Annotated in this window: 15 protein-coding genes; 8 read left to right on the top strand and 7 right to left on the bottom strand. The window is 59.7% G+C overall.

Annotation, left to right across the window (positions count from 1 at the left end):
* Positions 1 to 91: 91 nt before the first annotated feature.
* Together ahpC and F6S08_RS24535 are read right to left on the bottom strand one after the other, a co-directional pair.
* A complete protein-coding gene (gene ahpC, locus F6S08_RS24530; RefSeq protein ID WP_003173835.1) occupies positions 92 to 655 on the bottom strand; it encodes an alkyl hydroperoxide reductase subunit C in 564 nt (187 codons plus the stop codon).
* A 133-nt stretch (positions 656 to 788) separates the two neighbouring features.
* The gene (locus F6S08_RS24535; protein WP_065927486.1) at positions 789 to 1,721 is read right to left on the bottom strand and encodes a site-specific integrase; all 933 of its coding nucleotides are present in this window, start codon (positions 1,719 to 1,721) and stop codon (positions 789 to 791) included.
* Positions 1,722 to 1,891: 170 nt separating this feature from the next.
* Between F6S08_RS24535 and F6S08_RS24540 the strand changes: the two genes are divergently transcribed.
* A complete protein-coding gene (locus F6S08_RS24540; protein WP_065946966.1) occupies positions 1,892 to 2,899 on the top strand; it encodes a DNA-binding protein in 1,008 nt (335 codons plus the stop codon).
* On the opposite strand, the gene gorA is transcribed toward F6S08_RS24540, so the two are convergent.
* Entirely contained in the window at positions 2,900 to 4,258 is a 1,359-nt protein-coding gene (gorA, locus tag F6S08_RS24545) for a glutathione-disulfide reductase (RefSeq protein ID WP_315872446.1), read from the bottom strand.
* Between the two features lie 100 nt (positions 4,259 to 4,358).
* Positions 4,359 to 5,198 (bottom strand): UTP--glucose-1-phosphate uridylyltransferase GalU, encoded by an 840-nt coding sequence (gene galU / locus F6S08_RS24550; RefSeq protein WP_003212579.1) that lies wholly within the window; start codon positions 5,196 to 5,198, stop codon positions 4,359 to 4,361.
* Positions 5,199 to 5,506: 308 nt separating this feature from the next.
* Here galU and F6S08_RS24555 point away from each other — a divergent pair, with 308 nt between their 5' ends.
* Both F6S08_RS24555 and F6S08_RS24560 read left to right on the top strand, forming a co-directional pair.
* Complete coding sequence (locus F6S08_RS24555; protein WP_017528082.1) at positions 5,507 to 5,692, top strand: hypothetical protein; 186 nt, start codon at positions 5,507 to 5,509, stop codon at positions 5,690 to 5,692.
* 141 nt (positions 5,693 to 5,833) lie between these two features.
* Positions 5,834 to 6,115: a hypothetical protein gene (locus F6S08_RS24560; RefSeq protein ID WP_027606590.1), complete on the top strand. Its 282-nt coding sequence runs from the start codon at positions 5,834 to 5,836 to the stop codon at positions 6,113 to 6,115.
* Between the two features lie 9 nt (positions 6,116 to 6,124).
* Here F6S08_RS24560 and F6S08_RS24565 read toward each other — a convergent pair whose 3' ends face one another.
* Together F6S08_RS24565 and F6S08_RS24570 are read right to left on the bottom strand one after the other, a co-directional pair.
* Complete coding sequence (locus F6S08_RS24565) at positions 6,125 to 6,355, bottom strand: hypothetical protein (RefSeq protein WP_027606591.1); 231 nt, start codon at positions 6,353 to 6,355, stop codon at positions 6,125 to 6,127.
* Between the two features lie 20 nt (positions 6,356 to 6,375).
* A complete protein-coding gene (locus F6S08_RS24570; protein WP_027606592.1) occupies positions 6,376 to 6,726 on the bottom strand; it encodes a hypothetical protein in 351 nt (116 codons plus the stop codon).
* 212 nt (positions 6,727 to 6,938) lie between these two features.
* Here F6S08_RS24570 and F6S08_RS24575 point away from each other — a divergent pair, with 212 nt between their 5' ends.
* The 5 genes from F6S08_RS24575 to F6S08_RS24595 all read left to right on the top strand — a co-directional run bounded on the left by F6S08_RS24575 (position 6,939) and on the right by F6S08_RS24595 (position 10,407).
* Positions 6,939 to 7,241, top strand: a complete 303-nt coding sequence (locus F6S08_RS24575) for a DUF1883 domain-containing protein (protein ID WP_003173824.1) — start codon at positions 6,939 to 6,941, stop codon at positions 7,239 to 7,241.
* 30 nt (positions 7,242 to 7,271) lie between these two features.
* Positions 7,272 to 7,439 carry a hypothetical protein gene (locus F6S08_RS24580; protein WP_162844264.1) on the top strand — a complete coding sequence of 56 codons (168 nt, stop codon included), beginning with the start codon at positions 7,272 to 7,274 and terminating at the stop codon, positions 7,437 to 7,439.
* Positions 7,440 to 7,443: 4 nt separating this feature from the next.
* On the top strand, positions 7,444 to 8,109 hold the full coding sequence (gene alkB / locus F6S08_RS24585) for a DNA oxidative demethylase AlkB (RefSeq protein ID WP_074846828.1): 666 nt from the start codon (positions 7,444 to 7,446) through the stop codon (positions 8,107 to 8,109).
* 75 nt (positions 8,110 to 8,184) lie between these two features.
* Entirely contained in the window at positions 8,185 to 9,231 is a 1,047-nt protein-coding gene (gene ada, locus F6S08_RS24590; RefSeq protein WP_315872447.1) for a bifunctional DNA-binding transcriptional regulator/O6-methylguanine-DNA methyltransferase Ada, read from the top strand.
* Between the two features lie 105 nt (positions 9,232 to 9,336).
* Positions 9,337 to 10,407, top strand: a complete 1,071-nt coding sequence (locus tag F6S08_RS24595; RefSeq protein WP_315872448.1) for a nitronate monooxygenase — start codon at positions 9,337 to 9,339, stop codon at positions 10,405 to 10,407.
* On the opposite strand, the gene F6S08_RS24600 is transcribed toward F6S08_RS24595, so the two are convergent.
* Positions 10,404 to 14,153 (bottom strand): hypothetical protein, encoded by a 3,750-nt coding sequence (locus F6S08_RS24600; protein ID WP_074846829.1) that lies wholly within the window; start codon positions 14,151 to 14,153, stop codon positions 10,404 to 10,406. The genes F6S08_RS24595 and F6S08_RS24600 overlap by 4 nt on opposite strands.
* Positions 14,154 to 14,271 lie beyond the last annotated feature (118 nt).

A 14,271-nucleotide genomic window follows, 5' to 3' on the forward strand; every position in this document is an offset into this window, starting at 1 on the left:
AAAACGCCCGAGCGACTGTCGCCCGGGCGTTTTGAGGGCGGATGCAGCTTACTTAAGTGCGGAGTTCCGCCCTTGATACGTCTTCACAGACTTAGATCTTGCCGACCAGATCCAGGGACGGAGCCAGAGTAGCCTCGCCTTCTTTCCACTTGGCTGGGCACACTTCGCCTGGGTGGGCAGCAACGTATTGAGCGGCCTTGATTTTGCGCAGCAGCTCGGAAGCGTCACGGCCAACACCGCCGTCGTTCAGTTCAACGATCTTGATCTGACCTTCCGGGTTGATCACGAAGGTACCGCGGTCAGCCAGGCCAGCTTCTTCGATCAGGACGTCGAAGTTGCGGGAGATGGTCAGGGTCGGGTCGCCGATCATGGTGTACTGGATTTTGCCGATGGCTGGCGAAGTGTTGTGCCAAGCAGCGTGGGCAAAGTGGGTGTCGGTGGAAACGCTGTAGATTTCGACGCCCAGCTTCTGGAATTCGGCGTAGTTGTCGGCCAGGTCTTCCAGCTCGGTTGGGCAAACGAAGGTGAAGTCGGCTGGGTAGAAGAACACTACCGACCATTTGCCTTTCAGGTCAGCGTCGGTCACATCTACGAAGTTGCCGTTTTTGTATGCAGTTGCTTTGAACGGTTTTACTTGGCTGTTGATGATAGGCATCGTTGACTCTCCGTCAGGGGTTAAGAAGTTGATGAGGTGAATCCTACCCACTCTCTCGGCAGATGGCTCATTGGCAAACCTGATGCTGACGATTGGTTTTCCCTATCAGGTGACGGTATTAATAGAAGAAATCTCAAAGCAGCGGTTGAGTGGCCAATGTCATGCCGAGAAAGGGCGTCGCTTCAACATAGCGCATGGCGGATTTCATGTCGCTCCAGCCGACGTAACTCATCAACGACTTCAAGTCCCACCCGCTGGAATGGGCCCAGGTGGCAAAGCCCCGACGCAGCGAGTGACTGGTGTACTGCTCGGCGGCGATGCCCGCACGCTCAAGCGCCTGGCGCAGCAGCGGTATCACGCTGTTGGGGTGCAAGCCCTCCTCCCCCAGGTTTCCCCAGCGATCGATACCGCGAAATACCGGACCGCGCACCAGAGCCGAGGCGCTGAGCCATTCGCTGTAGGCCTGCACCGGACAGAGGCGCAGCAGCGCCGGGGTGTGATAGGTCTTGCCGAGGTTGTCGCGGTCACTTTTGCTGCGCGGCAGGTACAGACTGATGCCTGCACCGGGTGTTGCCTGCACGTGTTCGATACTTAATCGGCACAACTCATCGCTGCGGAAACCGCGCCAGAAGCCCAGCAGGATGAGCGCAGTGTCACGTTTGGCGCGCAGCAACCGCGGTGGGTCATGCGCCTCACTGGCCTCTCGCGCTTCAGCCTCAAGGGAGGCCGCGACCTGCTCCAGATGCCTGAGTTGCAACGGCTCGGCCTGCTTCTCCTGCGCCGGGTGCACGGCGCGAATCCCCTTGAGCACCTTGCGCACCACCGGCGCTTTCGTCGGATCGGGAAAGCCCTGGCTGGTATGCCATTGCGCCAATGCCGAGAGCCGCAACTTCAAGGTGTTGACTGCCAACACGCCGGCATGCGCCACCAGGTAACGCGCCACGCTGTCGCTGGTGGCCGGCAGAAATCCGCCCCAACTGACTTCGAAGTGTTCGATCGCCGCACGATAGCTGCGGCGCGTGTTATCGCGGGTGGCGGCGTTGAGGTAACGGTCCAGATCGCTCATGGGAGGCCTATTCGTACTGCTGGCAGAGGTATAAGCGCTCCAGTCGCTCATGACACGGGATAATACGCCAATATCCTATCTGTTAAATCATGAATTTTAACGAGTTTTTATTCGTGTTAGAGTATGTATCTACATAATACATACCACAGTACTAAATCGACGGAGACCCCATGGCTCGCGGCGGCATTAATAAAGCAGTAGTTCAAACGGCACGCCTGGCGATCCTTGCCCGTGGCGAGAACCCCAGCATCGACGCGGTACGCATCGAGATGGGCAATACCGGCTCGAAAACCACGATCCACCGCTATTTGAAGGAGCTGGACGACAGCGAAGCCCGCCTGACTATCACCGAAGCGCCGATCGACGACGAGCTGGGTGAGCTGGTTGCACGGTTGGCGCAGCGTTTGAAGGACAAGGCTCAAGAGCCGATTGACCTGGCCCTTGCGCAGTTCGAACAGCAAAAATCCGCCCTGCTCGCCCAGATCGAGGCGCTTGAAGAAGCTCACGGCGAACTCAAGCAACAATTCGATATTCAGGCGGCTGCACTGGCAGAAGAAAGCGCTGCCCTGCAAACCACCAGTACCAGTCTGCAAACCGAGCAAACGCGCAACGCCGGGCTCAGCCAGGCCTGCAGCGATTACGAGCTAAGGATCAACGACAAGGACGAACAGATTCGCTCGCTGGAAGAAAAGCACCTGCACGCCCGCGAGGCGCTGGAGCACTACCGCAATGCGATCAAGGAGCAGCGCGAGCAGGAGCAACGGCGCCACGAAGGCCAGCTGCAGCAAGTACAGGCAGAGCTGCGCCAAGCCCAGCAAAGCGCAATGGTTCGCCAGGACGAAATCACCCAGCTGCACCGTGACAACGAGCGCCTGCTGATCGAGCACCGAGTGACGGCAAAGGAACTGGCTGCGCTGCAGGAGCAAACCCGCAAAGACCAGGCCCAGCAACTGAAGCTGAGCGAACACGTGAGCCAGATCGACAGCGAGCGCACCCTGCTTCAGGAGCGCCTGCGGGTGGCCTTGCTTGAAAGTGAGTCACGCCAACAAGCGCTGGCTGAGCACGGGCACACCAACAAGCGCCTGGAACTGGAGCTTATGAAGGCCCACGCCACTATCGAGGCGTTGCGCCTGGCCGCCGCCGTTGCGACGGCGCCAGAGGCAACACCGCCAGCCTGATCAGTCGGACACAGGCGTGCGCATGGTGACAAACTCTTCTGCCGCCGTGGGATGCACACCGATGGTTTCATCGAAGTGCTGCTTGGTCGCGCCGGCCTTGAGCGCGATCGCCAGGCCCTGGACGATCTCGCCCGCATCCGGACCGACCATGTGGCAGCCCAATACCTTATCGGTGTCCGCGTCGACCACCAGTTTCATCAAGGTTTTTTCCTGGCACTCGGTCAAGGTCAGCTTCATCGGGCGGAACCGGCTTTCGAAGATCTGCACCCTGTGCCCGTTTTTCTTCGCCTCCTCCTCCGTCAGGCCGACCGTGCCGATATTCGGCAGGCTGAATACCGCTGTCGGGATCATTGCGTAATCCACCGGGCGGTAATGCTCGGGCTTGAACAAGCGACGCGCTACGGCCATGCCTTCGGCGAGAGCCACCGGCGTCAGCTGCACACGGCCGATCACATCACCGATCGCCAGGATCGACGCTTCGGTGGTCTCGTACTGGTCGTTCACCTGGACGAAACCGCGTTCATCCAGTTTGACGCTGGTATTTTCCAACCCCAGGTTATCCAGCATCGGACGTCGGCCAGTGGCATAGAACACGCAATCGGCCTCCAGCACGCGACCGTCTTTCAAGGTGGCCTTGAGGCTGCCATCGGCTTGCTTTTCAATGCGCTCGATATCCGCATTGAACTGCAGGTCGAGGCCGCGCTTGGTCAATTCTTCCTTAAGGTGTGTGCGCACTGAACCATCAAAGCCACGCAGGAACAGGTCGCCGCGATACAGCAATGACGTCTGCGCGCCCAGGCCATGGAAAATCCCGGCAAACTCAACCGCGATATAGCCGCCACCTACCACCAGCACGCGCTTGGGCAACTCTTTGAGGAAAAACGCCTCATTGGAGCCTATGGCGTGCTCACGTCCAGGAATATCCGGAATCTGCGGCCAGCCCCCGGTAGCGATCAGGATGTGCCTGGCCGTAAAGCGCTCGCCATTGATTTCCACCTGGTGCGGATCAACCAGGCGCGCATGCCCCTCATGCAGGGTCACGCCGCTGTTGACCAGCAGGTTGCGGTAGATGCCATTGAGGCGGTTGATCTCGCGATCCTTGTTGGCGATCAGGGTCGGCCAATCAAAATTCGCTTCACCCAGGGACCAGCCAAAGCCACTGGCTTGCTCGAAGTCCTCGGCAAAATGCGCACCGTACACCAGCAGTTTCTTCGGCACGCAGCCAACATTCACGCAGGTGCCGCCCAGGTAGCGACTTTCCGCCACGGCCACCTTGGCCCCAAAGCCCGCAGCAAAGCGCGCCGCGCGAACACCGCCGGAACCGGCGCCAATTACATACAGGTCAAAATCGTAGGCCATTTCATTCTCCTCGGCAGGACATCAGCATACCGACTTACATGGGGCTGAAAAACGAAAAAGCCACCCGAAGGTGGCTTTTTCAAAGGCAGGCCTGCGTGAATCAGTAAGCCTTACCAGTCTTGTAGAAGTGCTCGTAGCAGAAGTTGGTGGCTTCGATGTAGCCTTCGGCGCCACCGCAGTCAAAACGACGCCCCTTGAACTTGTAGGCGATCACACAACCGTCTTTGGCCTGCTTCAACAGGGCGTCGGTGATCTGGATCTCGCCACCCTTGCCTGGCTCGGTTTCTTCGATCAGCTTGAAGATGTCCGGGGTTAGAATGTAACGACCGATGATCGCCAGGTTCGACGGTGCATCTTCAGGCGCCGGCTTCTCGACCATGTCGCGTACGCGGATCAGGCCATCACCAATGTCGTCACCGGCAATCACGCCGTACTTGTTGGTCTCTTGAGGATCGACCTCTTGAACCGCAACGATGGTGCAACGGTATTTCTGATACAGCTTGACCATCTGGGTCAGTACGCCGTCGCCTTCCAGGTTTACACACAGGTCATCCGCGAGTACTACGGCGAACGGCTCGTCACCGATCAATGGGCGACCGGTCAGGATGGCGTGGCCGAGGCCTTTCATCTGAGTCTGGCGGGTGTAGGAGAAAGAGCACTCGTCCAGCAGCTTGCGGATACCGACCAGATATTTTTCCTTGTCGGTGCCCTTGATTTGGTTTTCCAACTCGTAGCTGATGTCGAAATGGTCTTCCAGTGCGCGTTTACCGCGACCGGTGACGATAGAGATTTCGTTCAGACCGGCATCCAATGCCTCTTCGACGCCGTACTGAATCAGTGGCTTGTTTACCACCGGCAGCATCTCTTTGGGCATGGCCTTGGTCGCTGGCAAGAAGCGAGTGCCGTAACCGGCTGCTGGGAACAAGCATTTCTTGATCATATAAGTCCTTACAAAGGGCTGTGCGTACGGAATTCGGCGCAGTCTAATCAGGCCGCAGTCACCTTACAATGGGTCCTGCTGGCGTTGCGATGTCATCTAGAGAAAAAATGTCGGCGTAAGTTCCGCTGATCTTACAAAGAGCGGCTCTGCCGGCACGCTAAAAAAAGCCGCCTGCTCATGCTTAAAGGGGCTGCAACCCTTTTAGCACGCTTTTCAGGCTGGAACACTGACCTGGAATAACTTGCGCGGTCCTGGAACATTTGGCGCTATCATTGCACCCTTGAATCAGACCATGAGATTGTTAATAGATGTCAGAACCAAAAGGCGTGAACGGCTACCTGATCACCAAGCGAGCGGACGGCTGGCACCTGATCAACTTCCACGGAGACAGCGTCGCCGGTGTTTTCGAGACCGAAAGCATGGCAATCGCAGTCGCCGAAGTGTTTGTGGATGAAGCAGGCCACGCGTCGAGCAAAAGGCCGAAGGGCAAGTAAGCCTCCATGCCTATGCAAAAAGCCCCGACTTACGGGGCTTTTTTGGTTTTGCCTGTACCTAGATGGCAGTTCGCTATAATCTTCCAAAAACGCCCCACGACAGTGTCAGCGCCCCTCCCACACCCTCGACGACGAACACACATGAACAAATTTCTGGCACTGACTGCGGTACTGGCACTCGCCGGCTGCACCACCACATCCGATGTCTACCTCAAGAACGGCGAGCAAGGCCTGACCATCGACTGTTCAGGCGAAGCCAACTCCTGGGCCAGTTGCTACGAAAAAGCCGATGCCTCCTGCGCAGGCACCGGCTATCGCATTGTCGGCACTGAAGGCACGCCATCGCTGAAGGAAAGCGACAAGACCCTGGGCCAGGATGTGGGCAACTACAAAAGTCGCAGTGTGGTGGTAGTCTGCAAGTAACCCTGCGGGTTACAGGTGGATCTCGGCGAATTTGATCCCCAGTTCCCGAAGGATTTCGCTCAGTTCGTCAAGACTGGCAAAGGATTCGACTTCATCCTGATCATCCACCAGAAAAAAGCTGCGACCGCCACTTTTCTTGAAGAAGACGATCCACTCGCCCAGGTCGGCGGGGTTCTGGATGACATGGGTGGCCGAGATTTCACCCTCGGCATGGCGGGCCTTGACGTGTTCACGCTTCATATCGGCTTTCCCCAGCGGCCTCAACCGGAAATGCACTCTTCCCCGGCTTTTTTCACATCACCCGGGCGGATCGGCACGTTGGACATGCTCTCGTAGAGCTTGATGCTGCTACCGCTGGAGCGCTCTTCAATTTCGAAAATAGCCGAAGGATCGGCGGAAAATTTCTGCGGCACGATAACCTGCACACCGTCTTTATGCGGTTCAATCTGCGGCGGCCGACGAGTAGCAGACAGTTTCCTTACCACACACGCGGCATACTCCTGGGGTTTTTTCCCGGAAATGACGGCCAACGTCGGCGGGGTCTGCTTGATATCTGCAACCGAAGCACACCCACCTATCGCCAAGGCCAGAACCAACACACTCCACTTCATACAAAACCTCCAATAAAGACCCTACGACAGCGGAGATGGTAATTTTCTCCCGCCCACGTAGGATTTATCCCTGATAACTCGGTAAATAACTGTTTTAAATTGTCGACGCCGTTGAAGACGGGCCGATAATAAACGCGCTGGGGCTGATAAACTCTATCTTAACCTACGTATCATTCTGATTTTGCAGAAAAAGCCCTTCTGGAGACACCCTCATGAAATTTATCCACCAGCGCGAGCACCTCAACGAGGGAGACATTGTCGTCATCGAATGCTCGCAGACTTGCAATATTCGCCTGATGAGCGACGCGAACTTTCGCAGCTTCAAGAATGGCGGTCGCCACACATACCACGGCGGCGCCTTCGACAAGTTCCCCGCCAAGATCACCGCACCCAGCACCGGGTTCTGGAACATCACCCTGGACGTGGTGACGCGTCGCGCGATCAGCGTCACCCGCAAGCCGGCGCTGTCCCACAAGATTCGCATCGTACGTCGCACCAGCACCAAGCTGAGCTGAGCTGACTCGAAGACGCCAGAGGAAATCACCGTGACTGCTACCACCAAATACGTGATCAAGTACAAGCTCAACGGCGAACGCCGCTTTGAGTTCGCCCAACTGACGAACAATAGCGTGGAAGAGGCCCTGCAAGCCCTGGCGAAAATCCACGATGCCAGCGATGTCATCAGCGACATCAACGTGAGCAAGGCGCTGTAAGGCAATGCCCGGCCCCACTGATGACCTGTTCGCCGATGACGCCCTGCAACAACCCGCAGCACGTGAGCAGATCGGCGAACAGTCCTACGTGTTAAGGGGCTATGCCCTGCCCTGGATTGAGCGCCTTCTGCCAGAACTGCGCCGTGTGCTGGCGCAATCGCCATTTCGGCAAATGGTTACGCCCGGTGGCTTTACCATGTCGGCGGCCTTGAGCAGTTGCGGCGCGCTGGGCTGGACCAGCGACGCCAGCGGCTACCGCTACACGCCCCTGGACCCTCGCACCCGGCAACCCTGGCCAGCGCTGCCGGACACCTTGCGCCAACTGGCCATAGAAGCCGCGGCAGACGCCGGGTTTGTCGACTTTGCCCCCGACGCCTGCCTGATCAACCGTTATGTTCCGGGCGCGAAAATGTCCTTGCACCAGGACAGGAATGAACGTCGCTACAGCGAGCCCGTCGTGTCGATATCCCTTGGACTGCCGGCAGTTTTCCTGTTCGGTGGCCACGCCCGCAGTGACAAGACCCGCAAGGTCTCGCTGTTCCATGGTGATGTGGTGGTCTGGGGCGGGGTCGATCGGCTGCGCTTTCATGGGGTGATGCCGATCAAGGAAGGCGTGCACCCGATCATGGGCCCGCAACGTATCAACCTCACTTTTCGCACCGCCGGCTGATTTGACCGCAAGCTTCGGAGTGCCAGGCCACTGCAGCACGGCTAATCTGGCCAGGATCCGTCAAGAGTGCCAACCATGACTACCGAACAAGATCCGCGCTGGGCTGCGATTCTTGCCCGCGATCCGAAAGCCGATGGGCTGTTCGTCTACGGCGTGAAAACCACCGGTGTGTATTGCCGCCCGAGCAGCGCCTCGCGATTGCCCCGCCCGGAAAATATCGAGTTTTTCGACACCCCGGCACAGGCCGAGGCCGCCGGTTATCGCGCCAGCAAACGCGCAGCCGGTGACCAGACACAACTGGCTGCGCAGCATGCGCAATTGGTGGCTGACGCGTGCCGGCAGATCGAACACGCCGACACCGCGCCCAGCCTCAGCACGCTGGCGAGCCGGGCCGGCCTGAGCCCGTTCCATTTCCACCGGGTGTTCAAAGGCGTGACCGGCTTGACCCCCAAGGGTTACGCCAGCGCCCATCGCTCACGCAAGGTCCGCGAGGGGCTCAAGGGCCCGCATTCGGTAACCGAGGCGCTGTATGAAGCCGGTTTTAATTCCAACAGCCGCTTTTATGAGTCGGCCAACCAACGGCTCGGCATGACGCCCAGCGACTACAAGGCCGGCGGCACCAACAACGATATTCTGTTCGCCGTCGGGCAATGCTCGCTGGGTGCAATCCTGGTGGCGCAGAGCGCCCGTGGCGTGTGTGCGATTCTGCTCGGGGATGACCCGGACAAACTGGTGCGCGACCTGCAGGATCAATTCCCCAGGGCCAACCTGGTGGGGGCCGACCGCCGTTTCGAACAATTGATCGCGCAGGTGGTGGGCTTTATCGAGGCGCCCGCCCTGGGCCTGGACTTGCCACTGGACTTGCGTGGCACCGCGTTCCAGGAACGGGTGTGGCAGGCCCTGCGCGAGATTCCGGTGGGCAGCACGGCCAGCTATGGGCAGATCGCCCAACGCATCGGCGCGCCCAAGGCCTTTCGCGCGGTGGCCCAGGCCTGCGGGGCGAACAGCCTGGCGGTAGCGATCCCCTGTCATCGGGTGGTGCGCAGCAATGGCGATCTATCCGGCTATCGCTGGGGGGTTGAACGCAAGCGGCAGCTGCTGGAGCGGGAAAGAGACCACTGACGTGCACGAAAAACGTCCCTCGTCCAGTGAATAAAACAGACTGGCCGGGTGCCAAGGGCCCTGTTAAAACAGCGACAAGCCTCACTGATACTGGAGACACGCCCCATGAGCACCTGGCCAGACACCCGTATTCTCGACCTGCTGGGCATCGACGTGCCCATCATCCAGGCACCGATGGCCGGTGCGACCAGCGCCGCCATGGTGATTGCCGCCAACCAGGCCGGTGCGCTGGGTTCGATCCCTGCGGCGATGCTGAGCATCGAGCAACTGCATGAAACCCTGGCCACCGTGCGCCATGCCAGTACCGGGCCTATCAACGTCAATTTCTTCTGCCATCAGCCGCCGGAGCCGGATGAGGAGTGCAATCGCCACTGGAAGGCCTTGCTGGAACCCTACTACCGCGAACTGGGCGCCGATTTCGATGCGCCGACTCCGGTCTCCAATCGCGCCCCGTTCAACGTCGCCAGTTGCGAAGTGGTGGAGCAACACCGCCCCGAGGTCGTGAGCTTTCATTTCGGCCTGCCGGAAAAAAGCCTGCTGGAACGTGTCAAGGCGACCGGGGCCAAGGTGCTGTCCTCGGCCACCACGGTCGAGGAAGCGATCTGGTTGGAGCGGCACGGTTGCGACGCGATTATCGCCATGGGGTATGAGGCCGGCGGGCATCGGGGAATGTTCCTGGCTTCGGACCTGAGCAGCCAGATCGGCACGCTGGCCCTGGTCCCGCAAGTGGTGGACGCAGTGAACGTCCCGGTAATCGCCGCCGGCGGAATCGGCGATGCGCGCGGTATTGCCGCAGCCTTCGTCCTCGGAGCCTCGGCGGTGCAGATCGGCACCGCGTACCTGTTCACCCCGGAGGCGACGCTCAGCCGGGCCCACCATCTGGCCTTGCTGACGGCCCAGGCCAGTGGCACAGCGCTGACCAACCTGTTCACCGGACGCCCTGCCCGTGGCCTCTTGAATCGCCTGATGCGTGAGCTGGGCCCGGTGAACCCGGCGGCGCCGGCCTTTCCTCTGGCAGGCGGCGCGCTGATGCCATTGAAGGCCAGGGAGGAAGCCGGTTTTGGCTCTCAGTGGGCCGGGCAGGCCGTCGGGCTCAAGCACGCACTGTCGACGCGCGAACTGACCACGCTGCTCGCCGCGCAAGCCCTCAAGAGGCTTACCCGCACGCCGGACTAGAGCGGTACAGGTTCCGCAGGTCGTAGCCCGCTCAGGCGGTTTTCGTGGGCCTGGGTCAGTACCATGAAGCGCTTTTGCCGCAGGGCGTGGATACCGTAGATGATGCGGGCGAAGTGCTCGTTACTGTTCTCGTAGGGCTGGCAGGTCATGATCAAGGCGAAGAAGCAATCGGACTGCCGATGGGTGGCCATGGCGTTGATCAACTTCAGCCCGATAGCAAACAGCGCCTGGCCGGTGCTCATGGAGAGTCGTTCGTAGCTGGCCCCCAGTACGTGGTGTATCTGCACTTCGCGATGGGCGGCCAGCGTCTGGTGCAGGTAGTCGAGTTGCGCCCTTGTACACAGGTCCGCACTGGCGCGATCCCCCGTGACATAGCGTTCGATTTCGCTGCGCAGCAAACTGCGCCAGTCGTCGTCTTCCTGGCCGGCCCGCAGTGCGATCCAGTCGACGCAATCGACCAGGGCGTTCTCCGCCGTGGCAATCGGGCTGGCGAGGCCCGATTGCAACTGGTCCAGGTGAGCCAATGCTCCGCGCACCAACTCCGCCTCTTCTGCGATAACGCTGTCCATCAGCTCCACATACTCTTCCAGCGACTCGTGGCGCCAGCTCCGGAAAGCCCCCAGCAGTTGCGCCCTGAGGTTGCCAACCACAGGCACCCCAACGGTACGGCGCAACATATCCTCGGATTCATCGATCAAGCCCCGCAGGTTACTGACCTGCAGCAACAGGCCGGCGTGATCGAACGGCTGCGGCGTATTTTGCAACGCCGTCGTCAGCTGCGACGCGCCCCCTGGCAGCTCCCGGGAAAGCACATCCCATAACCTGGGCAGTTGGCGTTGGATGGCGGTGATAAATCGCTGCGGACACGCGAGGACCGAATAGCTGCCGGTATTGAAGAAACGCCCCCAACTCACTCCCAGCCGGAACACCGTGTTGAGCTCATGGCTGGCCTCGATGACGTTGGCGTAGAGCTTGTAGACCACCAATTTGCCGCTCGACGCCGGTGCTTGCTGCACGCGCTGCTCCCAACCGGCGATGGAATCAAAATAGGCCAGTTGCTGCGCCGAAGGGTCCAGGCGCCCCAACCCCGTGTCCAGCACCGCCGCATCACTTTCATTGCGAACCGACAGGGCGAAATGGCACTGGGGACGCGGGTCGTCCGGTTCGGCGAACAGCAAGACGCCGATAGCCTGTACGCCCCAGGACTGGCTTGACAGGTAGTCCGCACAGCGCTTGGACTCAACGAAGCCGCCTGTACTCGAAGCCTCGGAGTCGCCCGCCAATTCGGCCAGCTTATTGGCGTCGCGATAAAGCTTTTCCAGACGACCGCGCATGCCCAGCAGGTCCGCTGATGTGGGCAGGAATAACGTGGAGGCGCTCGCCTGTTCCAGGGAAACAGGGGGGGCCGGGCGCTCACGGGATCTCAAGGCCGGCAACAGCAACTTCCCGGTCTGGGCCGACCGTTTCAACAGCGTGCGCAGTTGCCCCCTGGCCAGGGTAACGTCGGCGACCAGCTCCACCACGCCCAGCAAGACGCCCAACTTGCACTCATACACATAGGCGGCGTAATCCTCGGGTCGGTCCATGCTGCGGGCCAGTTGGTAGGAGAAGCTTGCGTCCGCGACATTGGCGATCAGGCCGACACCGCCGGACAACAGCAAAGCCCCGACGCCCGAAGCGGGACCGACCGCCGCTATCACCAGGCTGGACACCGCGCGGGTAGCGACCTTGAACAGGCCCCATTTCGCCAGGCGCCGCTCTTCATCGGAGGAAAATACCGCGTAATTCATCATGTGCTTGAGTTCGCCGATACCGATCTCATACAGCGCATCGTTGATGTTCGTCACCTCCCGGAAAGCCACCGGCTGCGGTGGCACGCGGCGGTAGTGATAGCCGTAGCGCTTTTTCTGCGGATAGAAATCCGAGCGCTCCACACTGAGTTTTTCCGGAAATGGCAGGTGGTGCGTGATAAACCGCATCAAGTCGTCACTGGGGTGCCCCGCCACGCCGCTGGGCTGCCACACCGCCCAAGTGAGCTCTGCCATGTTCAGTGAGATGAGGAGCGCCTTCTGTGAACTGAGCTTGAGCACCAACGCATTGGGCACCACTTTTTCCCGGAACAGCAGCAGGCGCGGCTTGACTTCCCCTTTGAGAAAACGATGGGCGAGTTCACGCAGGGACACATCCTGCTCAGCATCATCGACCAGGAACTGTGCCGCGCGGACCTTGGCCAAGGCCTCGCAGGTTTCGCCAAACAGTTGTTTGTAGTCGGTGTTGCGCGCCAGTTCGTCGATATCGGCGACAAAGGTTTCATACAGGATGTCGCGCAAGCGGCCCAGGGTGCGCACTTCCACGCTCGACAGCGGTTCCCCGCTGACATGGATGTTGGCGATGGTTTCCTGGAAATACGCCGTGCGCTGCGGCTCGCCCGTCAGCACCTGCAAGAAAGAAAAATGCTTGTAGCGCGGTGGCGCATAGGCGGTCATGCCCGCCGAATAGACCGGGTAGCCCACCTGGTATTTATAGCGAAACCGTTTTTCGTCCCTGAACCGATCCTGCGTCCGTTGCGGCAGCCCGGACTTGTTCAGGCAGCGCTCGATAAGGTTCTGGATATAGTCCTTGGAGAGTTCGGCGTTCCACACACTGCTCAGCAGGTTGTCCCATTTTTGCCAGGCCTTGGGGGGCGTAACCGGCTGTATCGACGTCGGCACGCCCTCCAGCCACTGCGCCAGGTCCCCAGGCAATATCTGTATCGAAAAAGACGCCTGGGAGGCGTCGCTGCGCACGAACCAGACATTCTGCTGGTCACTTTGTGCGCGGATCACGCCCTCTTCATCCATCACCCCGCAGTTCACCCAAGGACAACGGTGATTCAAATAGACCGCAAGATAATATTGCCAGCGTCCTGACGCTCGATATTCCTGGGCGACGGTGATCGAGTATTCCAGCGCTGGCGCACCGCCTGGAAGATTGCCAAGGGTCACCTTGAGCAATTGATTGGGCTCTATGTGAGTGTCTGGCAGCTGCACGTCCTTGAGTGTCCACCGCGCAAGGATACTCAAGATCGCAACCCCCACCGGCTCTTCGAAGGGTTTGAGCCACAGCCGGTTCTGGCTCGTATCGGCTGAATACTCGAAGCGGCTGCCCGACTGCACACCCATGCGCATGCCCGGCCACTCCAGGCTGATCGCCTTGGGCCATTGGTTGGCCCCCCGGGATGTGGGAGGCAGGTCGAACCAGATTTCCGCCATCATTTCGGCGTGGGTGTTCCACACCGATAGCACCACCACCTCGGTCTTGAGTACCGCCTGGTAAGGCATCATCAACTCATGCTGCACCCAAAAGCCCGCGTGGATCTGCCCACCGACGCGGATGCGACCGAGGAAAAATCGCGTGAAATTCAGCTCCCGTGCCACCTCACCGTAGAAATACGGCATCAGGACTTTGGTTTGTACGCTGTCGGTGTTTTGCTGCTTGCCGGCATATGCCTGCCAGGGAAACCGATCGTTGAGGATGTGCCACAGCGGCAACGACTCGTTCTCGACAATGATCGGCTGTCGCTGGCTGTCATCGGTATCGAATACCGAGAATTCGACGGGGATCAGGGCGTCCGCCCGGATCAGTGCCTTGGCCTGAGGTTCCAGCGTGGATTGAGCCAATACCCGCTCTATCCATGCTTGCGTGTAAGCCTCGCTGCTCTCGGTGTTTGTCGCGCCCACGTCGATGTAAGCGTATTCCTTGCCCATGATGTGCTTCCGTTTCAGATCAATACGCCGCTCACTATCGCGTTGCGACCAGCGCCCGGCTGTCAGCCATGGGGGTGTCGACGGGAGGAAATCTCGACCGCACGCCGACATCGATTCC

This window comes from Pseudomonas sp. JV449, from assembly GCF_032424295.1.
Classification (GTDB): Bacteria; Pseudomonadota; Gammaproteobacteria; order Pseudomonadales; family Pseudomonadaceae; genus Aquipseudomonas; species Aquipseudomonas marginalis.